Below are 21,592 nucleotides of genomic sequence, written 5' to 3'. Positions count from 1 at the left end.
AGGTCAACGTGCGAATTAATAAGGGGTTAGAAGGACTTCTGAAAAATATTTGGAGGTAGAGGTAAATTTATGGATATTTATTTCAATCCCAATCCAATCAGTTTCTCATAGTCTATTCTGCTGGCATGTCGCTTGTCTTTTGGCAATTTTTTCAGTGAAATGATTTTGGAAACTGTGTGAGGGAAACTCTGTAATAAGTCGTTTTTCGCTGCCTTTTTCCCGGAATAAAATAGCATATTTTCATTTTCAATTCGCAGCCAGGTAGCCTCCAAAGCCAAATTGTTTTCAGAACAGAATTTTTCGCATGTCACAGGAGAAAACCACTCGCCATTTTCCTGCCAACACCACTTCATTCTACCAAAAAAATAGAGTATGCCATGTTTGATATATCCCGCATCTCCGGTGCGGTGCCAAATGGTTTGTTGCCATTCCATTTTGTTTTCACGGTAAGCATTTTCGTCTTTGTAATATGTTTTTAAAACATGATTGCCCGATACGATGATTTCACCAATGTATGATTCGCTACATTCTATTACTTTGTCGGTATTTGGCTGAATAATTTTTACCTCAATATTCGGGTGTTTTACACCCACCGGAATTCCTTTTTCCTCTGTTGAATATATATCGAAATATTTGGCAGCTGTAAGGGTTGCAATAGGTTCAGCCTCTGTGCTACCATAGACTAATTCGGTCTTTTTGGGGTCAAATTTGGCCGTGCATTTGGCCACCAGATGTGGTAAAAGGGTAGAGCCGCCGACAACGAGTTTTTTCAATTTTGAGTGGTCAATAATTGCCGAAAACTGATTGAAATATTCTACCGAGGCAGATACAATATTGGGGCAAAAATGATTTTTTATAAGTTGTCGATCTTTTAAATTCAATCGTTTGGCAAACATTACAGAGGTGGCTCCTACGGCCAAATTGCACATCGTTACCACCGGAAACGAAGTGAGATGACAATCGCCGGGTGAAAGCCCTGTTTTTTGAATAATGGTTTGCAATTGTATATCCAAAAAGCCATGGGTTCGGTTGGCAGCTTTGGCATTTCCGGTGCTGCCACTTGTAAAAGTGATTAAGGCTTCATCATCCCTCGTTTTTTGTGAAATTTGTTTTAATCGTTCAGGGTTTTTTTTGATGGAAAAAACGTTGCCAAACAAACCTGAACTGAAAAAGAACAATCTAAAAACGGATAAGAAATGATTCGTTACGATGGCCGTACACTCAGCTTTTTTGAAAGCATATAACACTCCTTTTTTTGGAAAAATTTGATCCACCAGCACCACACGGGCACCTATTTGGAAAATAGCCAAAATGTGCACGTAAAGGTCAATTCCCACGGGCATCATTACCAGTATATTTTGGTTGGATTTTATTCCCTTTTTAGAAAGCGAGAAAGCCGTTTGTTCCACTTGTTTTTGCATGTCCGAGAAGCTCAAAACCCTTTGTTTTTCTACCATGGCTGTGGCCAATGGGTGCTGCTTTGCAGCTTCAAAAAAGTGGTTTACAATATTCATGGTTCAATTCTTTTTAGGTCGTATTCAAACAAAATATGTTCTTTAAATACCGAACCACCATATTTTTTCGAGACAAAAGTGGAACTGTTTTCAAGGTGCATATAGGCGTGTATCATAGTTTGAAAGTGCATTTCAACGGCCTTTTTGTAAAATCGATTGGACAAAACGGTGGCCAACCCGTTGTACTTTTTATCGGGGTGTCGGGCAATGGTTTTTACAATAACAGTCGATGGGTCTTTTGGGTCGGCAATGGCCAGCAACAGGCCAACCAATTGATTTTGATCGTATATTAAGTCAATTAAATTGGGGTCGAAATAAGGTAAAAGGGGGGTGTATAGTTCCAAAAACTCATTCAAAGAAATTGGAGAAAACAGCGGATTCTTTGAGAAAACCTGGTTGCAAAAGCCATGTATATCTATGAGTTGCTCTTGACCAAATTTTTTGGTTGTCAATTCTTTTTCAGTCAAAAACTCGTCCATACCCAAAAATTGTTTTAGAGGGTCAAACTGTTCGGTGTTTGAACAATACGTTTCGCACACCAAAAAGCCTGCATTTTTCCATTGTTCTACGTAATAATCTTTATGCACATATTCCATGAAAAATGGATTAGAAATGTAATTGCTATACCGATAGCTGTGCCATGTAGAGCCATTCATTGGGCCAATAATGGAAGTTATGTCTGTTTGGATTGCGAGTGATTTTAGTGCATCAAAAAGTTGAGTTGAAACTTCGGGGTTCGGAACACATTGATAGTTTCCCGCAATCAGGTATTTTGACAAATAAGGATTGCTAAAAGTGGTTAGAAATCCCATCAATTCATGGTTTTTCCGAACAAGAATAACGTGCTCTACATTTTTCCAATTGCCAACTTGAACATGTTGCCGAGGTTGATACAACATCCCACAAAATGTGTTTAATTCATCCAAAATTTTTGGATTGGGGGCAATGATTTCAACCTTCATTTTTCCACCTCCTGTTTGATGTTTTTTAGATTTCCTTTAAAAATCTTAGCAACCACATATCCGGTCAATTTCATTTTTATAATATCCCAAAAGGTGCATTTTTCGACATTTTTATATAGCCCAAAAATCAACTCAGTGGTTTGGCTATCAGCGGGTTTGTATAGCTGTCGGGTAACAAGGTTGTCAGTTTTGAGAGGGAAATTCTTCATGTTGTAAATAGTCAATTCTCGCATCACATTTGGTTCGATTTTTACAATGTCTTCATCCCATTGAATCCCTTTTTCGTTGGCATTTTTAAAGCATCTTCGGGTAGAAAGCAGCGTCCCATCAGGGTGTTTTTCGGGGTTTAGCGAAGTAATGTGGTCAACATAAACAGACCACTTTTTTGCGTTGTCGGAGTTGCCCAAATAGCCGAAAGTTTTCTCGACAGGTGCATGAATAGTTACCTTTGTTTCGAGCCTATATTCGTTGGTTGCAGCGTTTTTTTTGAATGGGCTAAAAATGACCAATACCAATAGGACAGCCAATAAAACTAGGAGTATAACCCTGACTTTTTTCATCTAATTAAAAAAATAAAGTAAAACAATTATCGAAATAGGTATGGTCAAATTATCCCAACCTTTGGTAGAAATGGCCTCTACAACGGCAGTAATACCTGAAATAAGCAGTAGTTTCAAAAGTTTACTAAAAGTTATTTCTCCAGTATTCAAAATCAACAAAATAACAAAACAGGTGGCCATAAATGCCAGAGTGCCACCCAGGGTTTTTGTTTGACCCCACACGGTAAATGGTTTGAAATGCAGCTTTTTGCCAATAAAAGCTGCCATTGGGTCGGCCAGAGAAAGCACTAAAATGGGTGCAAAATACAGGGTGGTATTATCTAACTTTTGTTGGATGAAAAAGCAGAGCAAAACCACCACGGCAAACAGCCAACTTCCATACGATTTTCGCTCAACGGCAGTGATGGACTTGAACCATCGATAGCGTTCGCTGACAAACATGAGCAATAGAAATGACCCGCACAAAAGGGCGGTTTGCCATAAATGTAGAAGGTAGGAAGGAAAGGTCAAGGCAATGATTCCGGTGCAGATGTGTACAATTTTTCGAGTGGTTTCAGCCTGAAATTTTTGTTTGTGATAGAGCCACTCCGTTATACCAAACAGAGCCAAGTAGATACCAGAATAAATGACAATTTCTTTCATTTTTCGAACACATTAAATTTTTGATAAAAAAAGCCTAAATCGTTGCCCAAATGTTCTTTTTCCTTCCATTCAGTATGAGAGATAATCCGCTCTACCATTAGATTCCAATAACAAATAATAGAGCCGCTTGCCGAATGTTTAGTCAGTGTTTGGATATTTTGATTGAACTCATCATCTGTCATATATTCAAAAATATTTGATAGGTTAAATCGGGTGTAGTTTGGATAATTGGCAACAGCCTCTTGCAATGAGCAAAGACTGTATTTTATGCGGTTTTCAGACAGCCAATTTTTTGTTTTTTCGAATATTTCAGGTCTTGCATAAGGAGGTAAATTGTTGCCAAAATTCCCGGTAAGGCAGTAGGTTAAAATGTAGTTGTGCTGACAATGTCTGTCGGCCAAATGTCTTCCGGCCATTTGGTATATTTTGTTGCCAACAGTTCCTTTTACATGTTTCAATTTTTCAGGTTCTCTTCCCCATTTGCCCATTACAAACCGACTGAAAAAAATCTTAAAAAGCAGCCGCCAACGCCATGTATCCCAAAGGTTTTTATAAAAATCGTTTTGCTCTTGTTCTGATTTGTTTTTAAATAGTTGTGCCACTTTTTTTGAGTTGTGTATCAATGGCAAAATTCGGCCTGAAAACAGTTGAAAGTAATGCTCAAACTTGCCTTGATGTATGATTTTGTTGTCTATCAAGTAAAAATGGCTCTCAAAAAAATCTTGTGCTTTTTGTGGCAAATCTGGTTTTATTTTTTGATAGAGTGCCTGACGGTTTGGGTGTTCTACAAATCCCAGAAGAGCCAAAAAATCTGAATATTCCAACATTCGTATGGCCGATTCTTTGAATTGGGTTACAAACAGTTGAATTTCATTCAGGTCGATGCACAACATCTCGGCGGGAGCATACTGTAAGAGATAAAGACTGTTGTCTCCACCCGAAGCCACAGACATAACCCTGCTTTCGGCATGCACATTGAGGTGGTTGCCCAACAAAAAGGCATCTTCCCAACAGTTGCTGTATTTCAACGGATTGTTCATTTTTGCTCTATAACTCCCGTTTTTCCATTCATTTTTATCAAATCGCCGTTTTTTAGCAATTTGGTTATGCCTTTTACCCCAACAATGCACGGTATGCCCAACTCGCGGCTTACAATGGCAGCATGGCTTAGGGTGCTGCCCCGTTCTACTACAATGCCGGATGCAGATTGAAAAATGGTTATCCAACCCGGGTCGGTGCTGGTGGTTACCAAAATATTTCCGTTCAAACTTTTCACTTCGTTTGGCTGGCTCAAAATGCTTACAGCGGCTTCTAACTCTCCGGCACAGCAGGGTATTCCGTGCAATTGCCCCTCGGTTGAGTTGCTGTCATCATCCAAATCAAACTCCTCCCCATACTCATGGATTCTGGCAGGAAGTGATTCGATTTTAGAATATTCGGCAAATTCTTTTTTGCGGTCGGATATTGTTTTTTGCAGCCTTACTGTGGTCAATTTATCCCCCAAAAACAAATCAATTTCTTTTTCTGAAAGATAAAAAATATCCGAGTGATGATTCAAAATTTCTTGTTCTTGCCATTTTTTGCCCATCTCCCAAAGAAACATGCGAACGGTGCCAAAACCAAATGTCCGGTCAAATCTCAAATTTTCTCGGTCACTTACTGTTTCGGCGGCTTTGTTTGCTACATAGCAGAATATTTTTCGTTTCCAAAAAGGAAGGTGTTTCGAAACTTCCTCGGCATTTTGTGCAACCACTTTTTGCCCTTCTGCGGCTTTGTTGTACGATTTTAATACAGCAATAAACGATTCAGGATTTTGTGTAAAGGTTTCATTTTCAAGTTTTAACTCGCCAATGCTGCGGTCGCCATATTGCTGAATGTACTCCATTATTAAAGTACCTGTCTGGCCAAATTGCCCTGTTTGACAAAGCAACCAAATAGCTTTTTCTGAGGAGGTTTTTAATTGATTTAGTTTGTCCTCGTCAATTGCCGTTTCAATAATCTGATTGACCATTTTGGCCGGTTCTACTGATTTTAATGGGTATTTGCCAATAACCAAATCTGTGTGCAAACCCGGTTGGTGCAGCCACTTGTCCGATAATTTTTCGAGCGTACCAAAATAAATCATGGCAAATAAATCATTGGCCAATGGAGGTGTCCACTCGTTGACCAAAAGTTTTTTGAACTGACCATAATCCGCCCAAATTTCAGATGCCTTTTTTTTGCCGTAATCTTGTTTTTTGTAGTCAGAAATTATATGGTTTATCTTTTTTGTAAACTCCTTTTTTCGTTTTGGCAACTGCCAATTTGTCTTCAATAAATTGAAAACCATTTTTGCCAAATGGAGATAGGACTGAGCTTTGGTTGGTTGCTTCTTTAGCGTAAATTCAACACCCAAAGGCTCTGAAACGCCCATCATTTTTTCCATATATTGGGCATTTAATTGATAGGCTGGCAGCATGGCCAATGCCTTATACCAATTGATAAGATGATAATAAACGCGGCCTTTTATGTGTCCTAACATCTCGGCAAATACTTCTTTGTTGGCCTCTAACTGCGTTTTAGGAACTCCGAGCATTTTGCCAAAATTGAAATAAACCGACTCGTAAATTTCCAAAATAAACGAGAACGTGAAGGGCAATGTAATGCCCGGATATGACTCAACAATGTTGCTGTTATCCCAAATAATGTGTTGCTTGTTTTTGTCGATGGTCGTTATGGGGCGGCTTTGAAGCAGATAAAGTTGGTTGTTTTGGTAGCAAAATTCTATGTCTTGCGGGCAGCCATATAGTTTTTCGAGTTTCGACAGAATAGCCGATACCTCATTCAATTCAGTATCGTTCATGCTACTTTTATCTCTCATTTCATCTGGCACTGAAAAATGAGCAACCTCATGGTTGAGAATGATGAACATTTCGTTTTTATGGGCAATGGTTTTTTGCCAATGGCCATTGTTTTTCCTTATAAAGGTGTCAGCAGCCAAAGCACCCGAAACAAGGCCTTCACCAAGTCCAAAAACACTTGAAATGACCTGCTCATTTTTATACGGTTTTGTGGGATTTTTGCTGAAGCCAACACCGCTAAAGTCGGACTCAATCATTTCTTGAACAATAATTGCCAACTCCAAATCCTTCGTACTAATGTCTGTTTTGGCCAAATAGGTTTGAACTCTCTCTGAAAATTTGGATTGATGAACTTCCTGAATGGTTTTTAATAAGTCAGTTCTTTTTACATACAATTTAGTCTCAAATTGACCGGCAAAACTATGCCGCAAACCATCTTCCACATTGGCGGATGAACGAACGGCAAAATGCTCAACAGAATGCATTGAAACCATTTTTTCGTTCAGCTTTTGTTCGGTAAGATTCTTTATTTCGGTTTCATTGAAAACCACAAATGGCGGTACGTTAAAACCATTTTTGGTTAAAAAATGCAACGAGGTTGCTTTGCCACCGATATGAGTTTTTGTCGCCATTAATTGCTCAAAAGAAAAGGTAGAGCTCCGATGTTTAAATACATGCCCATAGTCCAAATCCCACTGAAAATTTCAATCATTTTGCTGCTTTTTTTTGTGGGATTTTTTAGAAAAAGAATACCGGAAATAAAGGCCGCCACAAAAAAAATAGTCAAAACAATATATACCCAAACGGGGCTATTGATATGGGCTGAGGCAAACAACGCCAGTATGTAGGTAATGGTTAAAATGCCCAGCCAAAGCCAAGTTCCTCCCGTCACTCCATAGAGTTTTGTGTAGGATACCACACCTTCTTCCTCCATGGCGGGTGTTTTTATTTTTCGGCCAAATTCTAAAACCATTCCGTTAAAAAAGGAGACAAAAAAGAACCAAAGCAATGCCTTTGGGGGCATTATTTCGGCAAACGACCAATGGGCGGCACTGGCCACTAAATCTACCAACGGTATAATGGCCATGTGCGAAAATACATAGGCCAATTGGTGTTTTTTTAGCCAATCAGCCATAAAAAATTCTTTAAACATCAGTGCCATGTATAACATGGCCACGGCATATATCCAACCAAAATGCGGGAAAAACCAAAGGGTTATTATTTGGGTGACGAATACTACAATGCCAATGTTTCGTAGCTCTGCCAATGAGATTAAACCTCTTGGAACAGGCAGGTATTTTCGATATTTCATGTCATCCTCATGGTCTTTAAATTCGTCCGAAATTCTCAGTAAAAAGAAAGTGGTTATGACCAAATAGAATGCTGCGGCATAGTTTTTCCAATCAATAAATTGGGTTTCGCCACTGGCAGATAGCGAAAAACAGATGGCCGAAAAGGAGAAAGCTGCAATCAGCGGAACATGCGATTGCAACGGAAATCGTTCGTTTAAATAGGTTAAGTATTTCATTTTCTTCCCAAATTTTGATGTGCGGATGTGAAATGTCCTTCTGCCAAAGCGGAGGCTATCGACAATTCGCCACAAAGCAACAATGCACCTGCAATTTCAGCGAGTTTTCGGGCTTTACCTTGGCCGGAGCAATCCATCATTTGTAGGCAGTTTTGTTGGCTGGAAAATTTGGTTCCACCACCCACAGTACCCACAATGAGGTTTGGAAGAGTAACCGAAACATACAAATCACTTTCGTTTACAACCTCCATACGTGTAACCCCCACCGCGGCCTCGGCAACACATGCCACATCTTGACCCGTGGCTAAAAATAGTGCTGCCAAGCCATTGGCAAAATGCCCTTGTGCACCAATACTGCCGCTCTGAATAACCGATACGGTGCTGCTTCGCCAGTAAGTTTCAACGGCGTTGGCCGTAGTTTTTAATACCGACGCTAACACATTTGCTTTTACCACACATTCTGCGGTCACTTTTTTGCCTCTCACCGTGGTAAAGGATATGGCACTGGCCTTTTTATCACCCGAATAGTTGCCCTCAACATACCAATATTTGGCTGTAATGGGGCAGGTTTGCTCAATATATTGGCAAATGGCATCGGTGCAAATGGTTACCATATTTTGGCCGGAAGCATCACCTGTGTAATATTCGAAGGTCAAAATAACGTGGTTTCCTTCCATGTTCAACTGCACATCAATCAGCCTACCGTGGTTGGTTTTGCTTTTGGCTATTTCCTTAAATTTTTCTTTTTGCTCTGTTACCCAAATCAGGAAATTAATAGCTTTCTGCATATCCTCAAAACCAAAAAGTGGACTTCGCCGAACACCTTCGGTCAGGCAAATACTGGTCACGCCTCCGCTCAGGCTCACTGCTTTGGCTCCTCTATGGTAGGATGCAACCAACGCACCTTCGGTGGTGGCCAACGGTATAAAAAATTCGCCTTTTGCTTCCGAGCCATTTACACGAAGCGGACCGGCTACACCCATTGGAATAGTGGCAAAGCCAATAAAATTTTCTATGCTTCCATCCAGTTTTTCTATATCAGAAAGATTTATTTCTGATATAGAAGCATTGCTTCCGAGATTGGTATTGTTTTTTAAATATTCCAATCGGATGTTGGTGGAGGTCACAGAATTATCTTTTGGCAATCCAAAATCGATGTTAGAAAAATTAGGACTTAAATTAGAAATAAGCTTTTCTAACCCCGTTATTTCATTGAGGTTTTCAAATATTTTTTTTGCTTTATCGATGTTGATAGACATAACTTTTTTTTAAAATTGATGGAGCAATAGCAGCCCAATGGCTGTAAAAATATAACTGTCGAAACGATCCAGAATGCCGCCCTGCCCCGGAAGGCTGTCTGCAAAATCTTTAATGTGCATTACTCGTTTCAATTTTGAGAAAAATATATCGCCTGCAAAGGCAAGAATAGGGATAAAAAATAGGGAAACATTTGGCTTTGAAGAAGTGTTGAAAAATTGGATATACAGTACGCAAAACAGCCAGCAAAACGCCAAACCACCTGCAAAACCTGCAACAGTTTTGTTTGGACTAATGGTTGGCACAATTTTTTTGATGCCAAACATTTTGCCGGTAAGCTGCGAAAACCCATCAAAAATGGCGGTGGCCACCAGCGGTATAATAAGGGCTTGCTTCAACACCAGGGAGGCGTAAATAAATGTTCCAAAAATGAATGGCATCAATGCCAAAATCCATAATTTTTGATTGGTTGCCAACTTGCTGGAGTGACGACATATTTCTATAAAACCCACAACGGAAATGATGGCGTGCAGCAAAATAACAGACGGAGAAAAAAGTGTCATCAAACAAATGGCAGACAGCATAATAAGGTTGAAAAACAAAAATTTTTTCCAACCAATGGCTGGGTTTTCTTTGTTTTTGATATGCAATTTTTGTTGCAAAATCAGAGCTACCAACAAAAATGTTGGATATAATATCAATATGGTTTTCAAATGGTTAGGCATTGTTTTTTAACTTGAAGATGGATTTTACATTCGATTTTAATTCGGATAATTTTATCAAAACCGCCAACTCTTCGAGATATGCCAAACAGCCCACAATCATGCCCAAAATAAACAGCCAACGAACAAACCCGTAGGTAAATAAAACGAAAAAGAAGATGCCTTGCACATAGCCGGCAGTTTTGCAACTATACAAATGCAAACTCGGAAATTGACCAAATTTGACCATAGAGAAAAGCATGGCCGCAGCATAAGCGGCAAGGAAAAAAATAAACAACCAAAGCAAATTGCCGAATGAATCGAAATACCACAAAAACATGGCGGCAATGGCCACCGCATAACTTCCCATATCGGCCAGCGAGTCGAGCCGGGCTCCAAAAGCCGTTTGTAGATTAAACCTGCGGGCAATAAATCCGTCCAAAATATCAGTTATCAGATTGATAATGAATAAGATTTGAAACGGTTTGTAGTTGTCGGTAAGCAACAGATAAACCAATACCGGAAACAGGACCAATCGGTAGCCCGACAGCAAATTGGGTACGTTTATGTGTTCTCTTTGTATCATTTTTTGATGCAATTTCGATTATTTTTTATTGAGTTTATAATCAAGCCCGACAACAAATGGCATGTTTGATATGCCCAATTCTCCATTCAGCCCAATCTGTTCGTTGAGTTTTATTCTGCTACCTATGGAAAATTGAAAGAAAAAGTTGGAGTTAGCGTATTCCTTCGTTTTTATTTCGGTTGGGTTTCCATCGGTGCGTTTGGTGGTGGTTTGCTGCACTTTGTCAAATCTAACCCCCATGCCATAATTGAGGAAAAGTCCGGCATCCGGTTTTTTGCCCAAATCGGTTCGTAAACCAAAACATACGGCATTTGATTGATTTATGGCACTAATCTCGGTTGTTACTTTGGGAGAATAATCTGCATCAAAGCCCAAAAGCCAAAGTAATATCGGGGCTCCACCAGAAGAATGGGAATAGAATTGATGCCCTGTTCGCATTTGTCGATATTCAAAATAAGGTTGTGTCTTTTCGTTTACATTTAGCTCGTAACCAACAATCAAACCAACACCCGATAGTGATTTGTCGATAAACTTTCCTTTTAAATCTTCCACTTTTGGGTTGGTTTGCAATACTGCAATGTTGGAATAAAATGAACCACTTTGAGCATAAACCTGCAACACACTAAGTGAAGAAATGACCATGGATATAATGAACTTTTTCATAAAAATGATTTTTTGTTGAAGCAAAGTTGTATTGTTCTTTTAGGTATAAATAATTTAATATTTTGGAACATTCCTGTTTTTGAGTATTTTGTATAATAATTAAATAATTTTGTTGAAATATTAAATTAATATGTGTTATTTATGTTTAATATGGAGCAAGTTATTAGTGTAAAATAATATTTATTGTTAAAATTGTGTTTTTATTTATTAAAATAAAATAATGACTGAGCAGATTGACTTGATTGAGCAGTGCAGAGAAGGGGTGGGAGAGAAAAATTTGGCAAATGAATTGGCCGAATTACTTGGTGTAAACGTTGATGCGGCCTACAGACGAATGCGTGGCACCACTGCATTGACTTTTGACGAGATACGGAAAATTTGCTTGCATTTCAATATTTCGTTTGATTCGGTCATTCAATATGGTGGCCGATTGGTGCCATTTCAATTCAATGCCATGTTTCAGGACAAATTTCGCATTGTGGAATATCTGAAAACCATCGAATTTGAGTTAAAAGAAATATCGAAAGTTCCCCATTCTAAAATGACCATTACGGCCATGGACTTGCCCTATTTTAGACAATTTGGGTTTAAAAGTTTACGAAGGTTTAAACTGTTTTTTTGGCAACGCTCGGTGCTAAATTTGGAGGAATATCGTCTCAAAAGGTTTGATGCTAATGAAGAAATATCTGAATATGAGGAAATTACCGAACGAATTTATAAAAACTATCATGGGGTAGCTTCTACCGAAATTTGGGCACCAGAAACATTGGACAGCACCATAAAGCAAATTCAATATTACATAGATTCGGGACTTTTTGTTGATAACGAAACTTTTGAAATGATTATGGAAGATTTGTTTGCATTGCTCAATAAATTGGAACGAGAGGCAGAGACCGGAAGAAAATTGATTCAGACACCGGACGGGGTCATTTCAAGTACGTTGGCCATGTATCAATCCGATATTTTTTTGAGCAACAACCTCATTCAGGCTCATCGGGAGGACAAAACATTTACGTATGTCAGCTTCAATTCATTCAACTCACTCATGACCTTTACCCCCCATTTTTCGGAAGAGTGCGACCGCTGGATTGAGCAAATTCGTTTAAAGTCTATTTTGCTCAGCGAGGTGTCGGAAAAATTGCGATACCAATTTTTTCAGTCGCTCCGCAAAAAATTGATGGTGATTCAAGAAACTTCATTGGGTCGTTGATTTAGCTTATTATTTCAATGTTTTCGGCTAAAGTTTTAAAACGAACCCCACTTTCCTGAACAACTGTAATGGTAATATGCCCGGCTTTGCTGGTATTGATATCTCGAACAATTCCACTTTTTCCTTTATGCGTTCCACCAATAACATTGCAAAATGCACCATCTTTTAATTTCTGTATGACCATCTCCATTAAGAGTTAACAATCATTTTTTTCAATAACGACACTTGCCCTAAGTGATAATAGGCATGCTCAATCAGAGCCTCAATATTGCGATAATAGCTGCCGTATTTTGGGTCAATAAAATCTGCATTTAATTCATTATCAGTCATTTGTTCGACAAATTCAGCAAATCTTTCCGCATTTTTAAAAAGTGTTTCTTTCAACTCTATCCAATCATTTTCCGATTTTAATTCGGGGGCATCAAAGCTGAATTTGTCCCGAATATCTAACGTTCCGCCTTTAAACACTTGAACCAAACCAGATGTATAATAATTTACATGAAAAGTGAGTAAAGCAATGGTGTTGAAGTTGCCAATTTTTGTGGTGGCTTGCACGACGCTAAGTTCAGAAATTTGGTGTTTAAAATTGGTGTTAGCAATCCATGTTCCATCCAAAATTACCTCACGAAATCTATGGGCAAGCTGAGGGGCTAAGGCCATCTTAAACAAAGAAATGAAAATTTAGACACAAATAAGAGGAAAACACTTTATACAATCTTTGAACAAAGCTAAGGCTTTGAATTGATTTGAGCTATTTTAAAAACCATTAAGTCGGCAACTTGCTGAGCTTTTTCGATGGCTTTGTCGGTGTTTGGACCAAAAAAAAGATTGTTGGCATTATCAATCCAAAGGTGCATCCAACGATCAAAATGCTCTTTTTCGAGGGGTGTTTTTTTGCTCAAAATATAATGTTGATCCATTGCGTTTCCGGTGTAGGCTATGGTTCCTAAAACCATCGCTTCCCAAAAAGTGTACATTCTGGGTAAATGAACTTCCCAGTTTACGCTGGCAACTTTTGTGAAGATATGACCAATTAAATCATCGGTTTTAACCTTGTCATAAAACGAATCAACCAGTTTTTTAACGTCTTGAGAAGTATTTATATCATATTTCATGTGTTATTTTTTAGCTAAAAATAAGCGGCTGCGAAGCTAAAAAATAAAATCAAAAAAATACGTTGTTTTGCTTAATGCATAATACAGAAGAATTAGACAAAGGCTTTATGCTTCGATGCATAGAATTGGCACAGCAAAGTGTGGATAGGGGTGATGCCCCATTTGGAAGTTTGGTGGCCAAAGGCAATGATTTAATTGCTGAAGGTTTAAACGATGCTCAAAGTAAGGTATCTGAACATGCAGAGGTGATTGCATTGCACAACGCCCACCAGCATTTGGGCACTTCTGATTTGAGTGGCTGCACACTTTATACCAGTTGCGAACCTTGCCCCATGTGTTCTTTTATGATTCGTGAGTATAAAATAAGCCGTGTGGTTTATGCATTGCCCTCGCCATTTATGGGCGGCCATACAAAATGGCCAATACTGCAAGATGATGAACTGGAACGGTTTAGGCCTTTCTTTGGAAAACCGCCTATTGTGGTTGGTGGTTTTTTAGAAAAGGAGGCCAAAGCCGTTATGGAAAAAACTATTTTTTGGATGTTCGGTAGCAATGTTCGTAATAAACAGTAACAAATAAATAGCTCAGATGTATGAAGAATATGGAAAAATCAATCACTTTTTGCGAAACAGAATGGAAACAATCCACCATGCTTGTGGCTGGGTTGCTTGGCATTTTTGGTTTATTGGCTTTTTACAATCATGCGGTTACTTTTGGTTTGATCCTGATGGCATTTTCCATTTTTTTAGCATTGTTTAGGTATGGCTATGAAATAGATGGCAAACGATTAAAATGGCGGTATGTCCGTTCATTTTTAGGTTGGAAATCGGGCGATTGGCAATCGTTGGAAAATCTGGATTATATCTCAGTGGTGGGCGTGGTTCGTGGAAGTAATTTGCGTGTACCTACTATAATGGGAGCCATGAATATTTCAGACAACAAACATCGAGGAACATGCTATTTGCAATTTGTTTTTGTAAACTCCCGAAAGCCAGAGCGAATTTTTATGTATGATTCGGAAGAAGGTGTGGAAAAGGCTTTAGCCATAGGGAATTACCTTGATGTGGAGGTGTATGATTGCACCACGCCCAATAAGCAATGGATAAGAACCAAAACGAATTAATTCGACAAATCTTCCAGCCTTTTTCGTTCGTACTCAGACAGACTATCAAGCCCATGCCTCTTCACTTTTTCCAATAGCTCGTTCAGTTCTTTTTGCCTTTCAGCTCGGCGTTCGTTGTATCTATCATCGAGGGTTAAATGATTTCTTTGTTCAAGTTTGTACGGATTTTCGATGTTTAGCACATGCGGTTTGTACAGTATCAAATAGATGAAAATGACTGTGGGAATGGCAGTAGCCAAAATGGGCAAATAATTAACGGTTACACTTTGGGGGTAGAGCAAAATGCTGATGAGCATACCTATAATAGCTCCACCCAAATGAGCCTCATGGCCAATGTTGTCGTGGTTTGAGCGTATGCCGTATATAGAGTAGCCTACATACGCCAAACCGAAAATCCAGCTTGGAATGGGTATAGGGATAAACATTAAAAAGAGATTCATGCCAGGCATCAGAGCTATGGACGCGAAAATGATTCCTGATACCGCCCCAGATGCTCCAACGGCACTATATCGGCCATGATGTCGGTGGATGTAAAGAGCTAATAAATTTCCGCCTATTAAACTGGCAAAATAGATGATGGCAAAATTTAGGCTGCCTAAGCCGTGTTCCAACATTCCTGCAAAGGCATACAGCGAAAACATGTTGAACAGAAGATGCGTCCAATTGACGTGCAAAAAGCCAGAACTTATAAGCCTTTTGTAGTCTTTTTGACCCAAAATTGGTTCTACCTCAAATTTGAGACTGTTAAACCAATCGTAATCCTCAAAACCTTTGTAACTTATAATTCCGTTGGCCAGAATAAGCACTAAGCCAACCACTCCAATATCCGACATTTGGCAAAAATGAGATTATTTTTTGATAGATGATTTTGCAAAAAATGATTTTTTAGGATTTCAATCGATGCACAATATAGCTCGCAAAAAAGGTCTCTAACAAACTTAAGGGTATGGCCAAAGGCAAAATTCCAAACGGCATCACGCCCATGTTGCCAATGACCAACCACATCAAAACAAAACCTATAAACCAAGATAAAAGAGCTGTTTGAAGAAAATTGAACTTTTTTGAAATAATAAAAATAATCACAGCAAAACAAAGTGACCAAATGCCCCAAACTACCCCATTAGCGGGTTGTTCAGGAAAAACTTGACCCAACGAGGTGTAATGATTTACCCAGTGGTCGTGAATCAAAAAAGTATTGCGTATAAACTCTGAAATACTTATCCAGAGAGTTGTTAAAACGATGGGAAGGAATACAGTCTTAAATGAATTCATACAGTTTTGTTAACGGAAATCGAAGGTAAACGTTTTTATTTTTTTTTTGACTCTAAGTATATCATAATTCTTGTGGAGTATATTTAACCTTACAATAATTCTTAAATAAAAATTCTTCTTCTATCAAAGCCCCGGCTTTAAATTTGGCATTTTTGGTTCTCCAAATCTCATTGGTTCTGAAATATTTTTCGTCGTCTTTTATGAATGCGTGTTTTTTTTCGAATACATGGTAATTGAAATCAAGCTCGGTGTCAATTCGCAACTCACCTTCCAGCAATTTATCTGTCATCCACAAGTTTATTTGGAAAGTCCACGGTGTGTTATTGGTCAATTGAAAATCGAGATAGTTGTAAAAAACGGTGGCTCCACTGGCAAATGGCAGTATTCTCCCATCGTCAGGAAATGGGTCAAAACTATGATGATGTCTTTCTAAAACGGTGAGTGGAGAATGTAGGGCAAGCCAATGCAAAAGATTACTGCTCTGGCAGATACCTCCTCCAATGCCCGCTCGGGCTTCGCCAAAAGAAAGTTCCATACCCAGCTTGAAACCTTTTCGTTTTGTGGGTCTGCCAACCGTTTTGCAAAAAGAAAACGACTCACCGGGATGAAGCAGGGTTCCGTTAATTTTTTCGACTACCAGTTTCAGGTTCTCAATTTTGTTGTATTGCAAAATCATGTCACTCTCGCCCAATTTTTTCAGCAGTTTTGATTGATGTTTAAAAACCCGATACGGAAGTTTTTCAATGCTTTTTGTTTTGGTATATTTTATTCCGGAAAAATGCCAATATGCCGTTCTGCGAATGCGTTTTTCCCATACAGACAAAAAGTAGAAAATAGGGTGTCTTTGTGATAGCAGTTTTCTTTCTTTCATTCAAAACTCATTCGAAATTTTGGTCAAAAACTCGTCGTCATACTCAATCCTAAATTCCATCCAAAGCGGCTGGTGGTCGGAGAGTTGGTATGTTCTCCAATCATTATAGTTTTTTGCAGCAACGCCACTTTGCAGTTTCATAAAGGGTTTGTATGTCTGCTCGTCGGCATCGGTAAAGAGGTGTTTGAACAATTCAATGGTGCCACCACTTAGCACTTTAAAGCCTTCATCTCTCTCTCTAATAAACATGCGGTCGTATTGTGCTTTTTTGTTGCTGGTAGTAGTGGTTATTTTATCATGTGCCGGGTGACTTCTGTAGCCCGCTTCATCAAGCATTTTGTAATGTGGACTACTTACTTTTTCGATGTTAAAATCGCCAATCAAAATTAGTTTTCGAGCCCACGATGCGGGGTCTTCCGTCCTCTTTTTAAGAAATTCGGCCAAATAATCTATTTCTTCCTTTCGGGATAGTTCACTTTCGCCCCATTGAATATGAACACTGCAAAGCATGAACTTGGCCCATCCGGCTTTAAAACCGCCAATTAGTGGTGTTCTCCAAAGCTGATTTACGGGTTTGTAAATGGTTTTGTTTTTACCATTAACCTTTATTTTTTCTTCTTTTGGAGGAATGACCAACTCTCCGGCCAATCCGCCAAACTCAATTTTGCGAGAATTGTAAACAAAGGCTATGCGTTCATCATTTCCGGGCGACCCCTCGTTGGTGTCGGAAACGATGTATTTCCAATGGCTGCCCATCAGGTTCAGCACTCGGTTCAAGCCTTCCAAATTTCGGTGTACTTCCTGAATGGCCACCACGTCAAAACGTTCGATTATTTCCGCAATGTAATAGTTGGCTTCTTCAATGCGGTCGCCATATTTTGGTGAGTCAAATTCGCGAATATTCCAAGTGGCAATGAGAAGGTTGTAGTTGAGCTTGCTTTGCGGAACATCATCAAGTTGGGTTCTTAAATGTTGAATATTCTGCAAAACCCGCTTTTTGTGTTTCAACTGGTCGTTGGTATCATTATTCGTTTTTCTGAGTTTTGAATAATCGGGCATCGGCGTTTTTTTGAGAGAATCTTCTCAAAAGTAACCCATTATCCTTTCAATGGTGAAGATATTTTTAATATTTGTATGTCTTACAAAATTTTTCTAACCCCCAATTCAATACCAAATCCGGATGAATTTATAGATACCGGATAGCCTGAAGCATTCCAATTTTTAAAATAGGTTCGGTAGTATGGAGATGCCATAAAACTCAATTTGTTTGTAAGTTGTTTTTCGAGAGATAATTTTAAAAAAGCACCAAATCCGAGCGATTTTTTATACATATTGGTGTTGTTTTCTGCTCTTGATATTTCGCCATTTGTGGCCATCGTTTTTCCGTTTACGCCAAGTTTTGTGTTAAAAACCAACATGGGTTCAATGCCAATATACCAGGGTTTGTTTAGGTTGGCATTGATGGCCTTTCGGTATCCGGCAAAAATGCCGAGGTCGAATGTTTTGTATTTTATTTCTCCTTCGCTTACAAATTTTCCGCTTACGGTGTAGCTGTTTGTTGGTTCTCCTGTTACTGGGTCAATGTCAACAATGAGTCTTGTTACGGCCTCTTGTGCGTAATAAAATTTGTCTTTTTGTTGTATAAAATTTGCCCCAACTCCCGTGTAAAAGGAATTGGTAATCATAATACCTATTTTGCCTCTCACACCCCAAGTGTACCATTCATTTTCGGTCGAATTTCTTACTTCCGCCAGTTCTCCGCCCGTCATGGTCGTGTTATGAAGTCCAGCTAATCCTGAGAGTCCGACAAAGAATCTGGCCTTTCTCTTTTTTGTAAAAACGGGACATTCTTCATCAGATTTTTTAAAGTCATTTATATTTTCTGCTTCTTCCTCTTCAATCATCAATGTTTTTGAATCATCAGCAGAGCTTAATGATTCAATCGGGTAATCTTCATTTTTCTCCTTTTCAATAAATCGTTCTGGCTTGTCACTTTCAATTTTCAACGAACCGGATGATAATGGTTTTTCTTCGGGAGATAATGGTTTTGGCTCAAGAATGAGTTGTGCCGATTTTGTAAATGAACCAATATTGGCGGATTCGGTTGTTACCGTTTTCTCGGTATTTTTAGTTGGTTTTATTGGCATTTGATTGTTGTAACTGCTCCATTCTGTCTCCGATTTGGCAACTTCCGTTTCCTGATTTTTTGCTCCTTTAAAAAAGAAAAAACCGGCAATGCCCAAAATCGAAATTGAGGCGAAAAGCCAAAAAAAGATAGTTTTTTTTCGGGCAGGTTGTAATTGTGCCTCAATGTTGTCCCACACAAATTCGGGAGAATTACCGCTGTATGATTCTGCTACTTGACGAAAACGATTGTCTGTGTGTTTGTTTTTCATAACCTGTGTGCTACTAATTTGTTTAATTGTTGGTCGTGCATTATCAGTTTTTGCATGGCTTTGCGGGCTTTAAATAGTTGAGATCTTGAAGTGGCTTCCGAGCAGTTTAATATGTCTGCTATTTCCTGATGATTAAGTTCTTCAAAAACAAAAAGGTTGAAAACAGCTTGATAGCCGGTGGGCAAAGACCTTAAATGCAAAACCAATTTGTCGAATGTAAATGAATCAAAATTTATGTTCATTTCATATTCTCCGGCTTCTTTTATGTGTTCCTCAATAGGCAAAAAGTCCTTTTGTTTTTTGAGCGATGCCAATGCAGTTCGTATCATAATCATTCTAATCCAAGCTGCAAGTTCTCCATCGTTTCGGTATTGTCCGATATTTTTAAAAACTTTTATAAATCCTTCCTGCAAAACATCTGCGGCATCATCTTCATTCTTACAATACCGCAGGCAAATGCCATGCATTTGCCTGCGGTAGGTTTCATAAAGAAATTTCTGACTCTTTATGTCGTGCTTGATACACCCTGAAAGGCATTCATCTATTGTCACTTATACGATACCTTAAAATTTCCTGTAAAGGTTTCAGTTCGGGAGTTGTTCTCCGTACTCAATGTTACAGAATAATTTCCGGAATAGTATTTTTTTGTTGTATTATTTGTAAAGGTTACCGAACCAATGGGGTTGGCAGAGAAGAATAAATTGGTAGAAGCATTGCTTTGGCTGGAATCTATGGCAATGTTTGTGCGACCAATCGGGAACGTGCCACTGGTGTTGGTACCGGGGTTAAAACTGAAATTAATGTATGTTTTTGAATGAAAAATGTACCCGCTCAGGATAATGTTGGTGTCTTTGTTAGATGCATACATTTCGTCGTAGGCAACGGTATCTGTATTTAAACCCGAACTTTTTATTTCAATAAAATCGACAATGTCTTGGCAAATTGTGATTAACCCTAAATCTATATCGTCAGATGTAACAGCAAACGAATCGCGAACATATTTTTTATTGCCTCTGTCTAAGGCATATAATGTTATTTGACTTGGTCTGTTAATGCAATACTGGATTATGGCATTTGCCTCACCATTTTGATTTATCCATACCAATTCATGATTTATTAAAGCATAACCATTTGTTACCTTGTTGCCATTACAATCCTCAAATTGGGCTTTTACTTTTAGCTTTTTTATAGAAGTACCTTGCAGTTTTATTACTATATCGCCCAACTTTGTTTCTGAATAAAATGGGCCAATTTGACCAAAAATTTCAAAACCTTTACCACCCGAGCAGATGGTTGATTCCTGAATTTTTACATTCAACACTTTACCTTTGGTAACTCTTCCGCAAAAGGTTCCATCGGCATTAACAAAACCGTGACCTCCCCAATTGGCATCAATGGCAGAAAGCAATAAGTGAATACCGGTTATAGGGTTGCCGTTTTCATCTACCAAGCGGCCACATACCACAACCGATTCTTCTCGGGCATCATAATTCCAACAGCTAAAGTGCGGAATTTCGGCACTATAAGAGGTGCCATTTTTTGTGGCTTCACCTTCTTGTTTCCAAAGGCCAGCAGACATATCAAAATGCCACATAGGCACATTTGATGGTGCTTCGCCAAGTGCTAATGGTGGAATTTCGGTAGTCATTTTTACGGTGGAGCCGGGTTTTATTTGGAGTTTTAAACCTTGCGGGGTTTGCATTTCAACATACACCATTCCATAACTGTTTAGTGCCAACAGTTGGTCATTGGCATTCAACCCAGACAAATCGCCGGGCATTTGATACGTGCCATCTATGGTGGTTGGGTCTATATGTGCAATGGCCACCAGCACTGTTCCGCTATATGGTTGATTGTCGTTTTCGGTAACAATAGCATTTGCCGGAAAATCAAGGGTTACTGCACCCGCCGTCAGCGTTGATGAGTTGGTGGCCACAAAGCTGTTGTTGAAAAAAGCCTGGATTAATTTTGTCTGCAGATTTATTACACCCGTTTTATCTGTTCTAAAAGTCCGACAGGTTTCAAAATACCCCGCCTTATTTATTGTAATAAAATTGTGTTGACTACCCACCTTTTCATTGGCAAATTCATATACTCCGTATTCGTCGGTTGAAGCTTTCTTGCCATTAAAAGAGGCAACTGCACCCATAATCGGATTGTTTTGATTGTCGAGCACCACACCTCTAATCGTGGTGCTGTACTTTGTTTCATCATCATAAATAAACTCTTCAGTATCTTTTTTACATCCTGCTACCAATAGCACCAAAAGCAACCAGATTGAAACGCTATATTTTATTTTTGAACTCATAATTTTTGTCTTTTTTTTCTTATGAGTGAGTGAACGTATGTTCT

24 protein-coding genes are annotated in these 21,592 nt (G+C 38.9%); 3 read left to right on the top strand and 21 right to left on the bottom strand.

All coding sequences use genetic code 11. The annotated features are described in order from the left end of the window. Positions 1-77: 77 nt before the first annotated feature. Genes H6607_11205 through H6607_11155 form a run of 11 tightly spaced genes read right to left on the bottom strand, consistent with a single transcriptional unit; the run spans position 78 to position 11,253 of the window. Positions 78-1,514: an AMP-binding protein gene (locus tag H6607_11205; protein ID MCB9262930.1), complete on the bottom strand. Its 1,437-nt coding sequence runs from the start codon at positions 1,512-1,514 to the stop codon at positions 78-80. After that, positions 1,511-2,476: a hypothetical protein gene (locus H6607_11200; GenBank protein MCB9262929.1), complete on the bottom strand. Its 966-nt coding sequence runs from the start codon at positions 2,474-2,476 to the stop codon at positions 1,511-1,513. The genes H6607_11205 and H6607_11200 overlap by 4 nt, the downstream gene beginning before the upstream one ends. Next, positions 2,473-3,036, bottom strand: coding sequence for an SRPBCC family protein (locus H6607_11195; GenBank protein ID MCB9262928.1), 564 nt, complete (start codon positions 3,034-3,036; stop codon positions 2,473-2,475). Before H6607_11195 ends, H6607_11200 begins: the two co-directional genes overlap by 4 nt. Continuing rightward, positions 3,037-3,678 (bottom strand): phosphatidate cytidylyltransferase, encoded by a 642-nt coding sequence (locus H6607_11190; protein MCB9262927.1) that lies wholly within the window; start codon positions 3,676-3,678, stop codon positions 3,037-3,039. Next, positions 3,675-4,718, bottom strand: a complete 1,044-nt coding sequence (locus H6607_11185) for a DUF3419 family protein (GenBank protein MCB9262926.1) — start codon at positions 4,716-4,718, stop codon at positions 3,675-3,677. The genes H6607_11190 and H6607_11185 overlap by 4 nt, the downstream gene beginning before the upstream one ends. Continuing rightward, positions 4,715-7,150 (bottom strand): phosphoenolpyruvate synthase, encoded by a 2,436-nt coding sequence (locus H6607_11180; GenBank protein MCB9262925.1) that lies wholly within the window; start codon positions 7,148-7,150, stop codon positions 4,715-4,717. The genes H6607_11185 and H6607_11180 overlap by 4 nt, the downstream gene beginning before the upstream one ends. Then, positions 7,150-8,046, bottom strand: a complete 897-nt coding sequence (locus H6607_11175; protein MCB9262924.1) for a UbiA family prenyltransferase — start codon at positions 8,044-8,046, stop codon at positions 7,150-7,152. The genes H6607_11180 and H6607_11175 overlap by 1 nt, the downstream gene beginning before the upstream one ends. Beyond that, a complete protein-coding gene (locus tag H6607_11170; GenBank protein ID MCB9262923.1) occupies positions 8,043-9,305 on the bottom strand; it encodes a hydroxymethylglutaryl-CoA reductase in 1,263 nt (420 codons plus the stop codon). Before H6607_11170 ends, H6607_11175 begins: the two co-directional genes overlap by 4 nt. A 9-nt stretch (positions 9,306-9,314) precedes the next feature. Continuing rightward, the gene (locus tag H6607_11165) at positions 9,315-10,004 is read right to left on the bottom strand and encodes a phosphatidate cytidylyltransferase (protein ID MCB9262922.1); all 690 of its coding nucleotides are present in this window, start codon (positions 10,002-10,004) and stop codon (positions 9,315-9,317) included. 16 nt (positions 10,005-10,020) lie between these two features. Then, the gene (locus tag H6607_11160) at positions 10,021-10,590 is read right to left on the bottom strand and encodes a CDP-alcohol phosphatidyltransferase family protein (protein MCB9262921.1); all 570 of its coding nucleotides are present in this window, start codon (positions 10,588-10,590) and stop codon (positions 10,021-10,023) included. Positions 10,591-10,608: 18 nt separating this feature from the next. Then, positions 10,609-11,253, bottom strand: coding sequence for an outer membrane beta-barrel protein (locus H6607_11155; protein ID MCB9262920.1), 645 nt, complete (start codon positions 11,251-11,253; stop codon positions 10,609-10,611). A gap of 220 nt (positions 11,254-11,473) precedes the next feature. Between H6607_11155 and H6607_11150 the strand changes: the two genes are divergently transcribed. Next, a complete protein-coding gene (locus H6607_11150; GenBank protein ID MCB9262919.1) occupies positions 11,474-12,463 on the top strand; it encodes a hypothetical protein in 990 nt (329 codons plus the stop codon). A 1-nt stretch (position 12,464) separates the two neighbouring features. Here the strand turns inward: H6607_11150 and H6607_11145 are convergent, their stop codons facing one another. From H6607_11145 to H6607_11135, 3 genes are all read right to left on the bottom strand, one after another. Further along, a complete protein-coding gene (locus tag H6607_11145) occupies positions 12,465-12,653 on the bottom strand; it encodes an RNA-binding protein (protein MCB9262918.1) in 189 nt (62 codons plus the stop codon). Continuing rightward, on the bottom strand, positions 12,653-13,123 hold the full coding sequence (locus H6607_11140; GenBank protein MCB9262917.1) for a DinB family protein: 471 nt from the start codon (positions 13,121-13,123) through the stop codon (positions 12,653-12,655). The genes H6607_11145 and H6607_11140 overlap by 1 nt, the downstream gene beginning before the upstream one ends. 68 nt (positions 13,124-13,191) lie before the next feature. After that, positions 13,192-13,578 (bottom strand): group III truncated hemoglobin, encoded by a 387-nt coding sequence (locus H6607_11135; GenBank protein MCB9262916.1) that lies wholly within the window; start codon positions 13,576-13,578, stop codon positions 13,192-13,194. A 74-nt stretch (positions 13,579-13,652) separates the two neighbouring features. Here H6607_11135 and H6607_11130 point away from each other — a divergent pair, with 74 nt between their 5' ends. Both H6607_11130 and H6607_11125 read left to right on the top strand, forming a co-directional pair. Beyond that, on the top strand, positions 13,653-14,150 hold the full coding sequence (locus H6607_11130) for a nucleoside deaminase (GenBank protein MCB9262915.1): 498 nt from the start codon (positions 13,653-13,655) through the stop codon (positions 14,148-14,150). 29 nt (positions 14,151-14,179) lie between these two features. Then, positions 14,180-14,701 (top strand): hypothetical protein, encoded by a 522-nt coding sequence (locus tag H6607_11125; GenBank protein MCB9262914.1) that lies wholly within the window; start codon positions 14,180-14,182, stop codon positions 14,699-14,701. On the opposite strand, the gene H6607_11120 is transcribed toward H6607_11125, so the two are convergent. The 7 genes from H6607_11120 to H6607_11090 all read right to left on the bottom strand — a co-directional run bounded on the left by H6607_11120 (position 14,698) and on the right by H6607_11090 (position 21,548). After that, on the bottom strand, positions 14,698-15,534 hold the full coding sequence (locus tag H6607_11120) for a rhomboid family intramembrane serine protease (protein MCB9262913.1): 837 nt from the start codon (positions 15,532-15,534) through the stop codon (positions 14,698-14,700). The two genes, H6607_11125 and H6607_11120, sit on opposite strands and share 4 nt — an antisense overlap. A gap of 52 nt (positions 15,535-15,586) precedes the next feature. Continuing rightward, positions 15,587-15,973, bottom strand: a complete 387-nt coding sequence (locus tag H6607_11115) for a hypothetical protein (GenBank protein ID MCB9262912.1) — start codon at positions 15,971-15,973, stop codon at positions 15,587-15,589. 61 nt (positions 15,974-16,034) lie between these two features. Continuing rightward, positions 16,035-16,844 (bottom strand): VanW family protein, encoded by an 810-nt coding sequence (locus H6607_11110; GenBank protein MCB9262911.1) that lies wholly within the window; start codon positions 16,842-16,844, stop codon positions 16,035-16,037. After that, positions 16,845-17,903, bottom strand: a complete 1,059-nt coding sequence (locus H6607_11105; GenBank protein MCB9262910.1) for an endonuclease/exonuclease/phosphatase family protein — start codon at positions 17,901-17,903, stop codon at positions 16,845-16,847. Positions 17,904-17,983: 80 nt separating this feature from the next. Continuing rightward, entirely contained in the window at positions 17,984-19,240 is a 1,257-nt protein-coding gene (locus H6607_11100) for a hypothetical protein (GenBank protein MCB9262909.1), read from the bottom strand. Next, positions 19,237-19,791: a sigma-70 family RNA polymerase sigma factor gene (locus H6607_11095; GenBank protein ID MCB9262908.1), complete on the bottom strand. Its 555-nt coding sequence runs from the start codon at positions 19,789-19,791 to the stop codon at positions 19,237-19,239. The genes H6607_11100 and H6607_11095 overlap by 4 nt, the downstream gene beginning before the upstream one ends. Beyond that, a complete protein-coding gene (locus H6607_11090) occupies positions 19,788-21,548 on the bottom strand; it encodes a hypothetical protein (GenBank protein ID MCB9262907.1) in 1,761 nt (586 codons plus the stop codon). The genes H6607_11095 and H6607_11090 overlap by 4 nt, the downstream gene beginning before the upstream one ends. Positions 21,549-21,592 lie beyond the last annotated feature (44 nt).

The organism is Flavobacteriales bacterium (assembly GCA_020635395.1).
Taxonomy (GTDB): Bacteria; Bacteroidota; Bacteroidia; order NS11-12g; family UBA9320; genus UBA987.
Note: the sequence above shows the minus strand (reverse complement) of the source record. Positions and strands in the feature narration are given on the sequence as shown.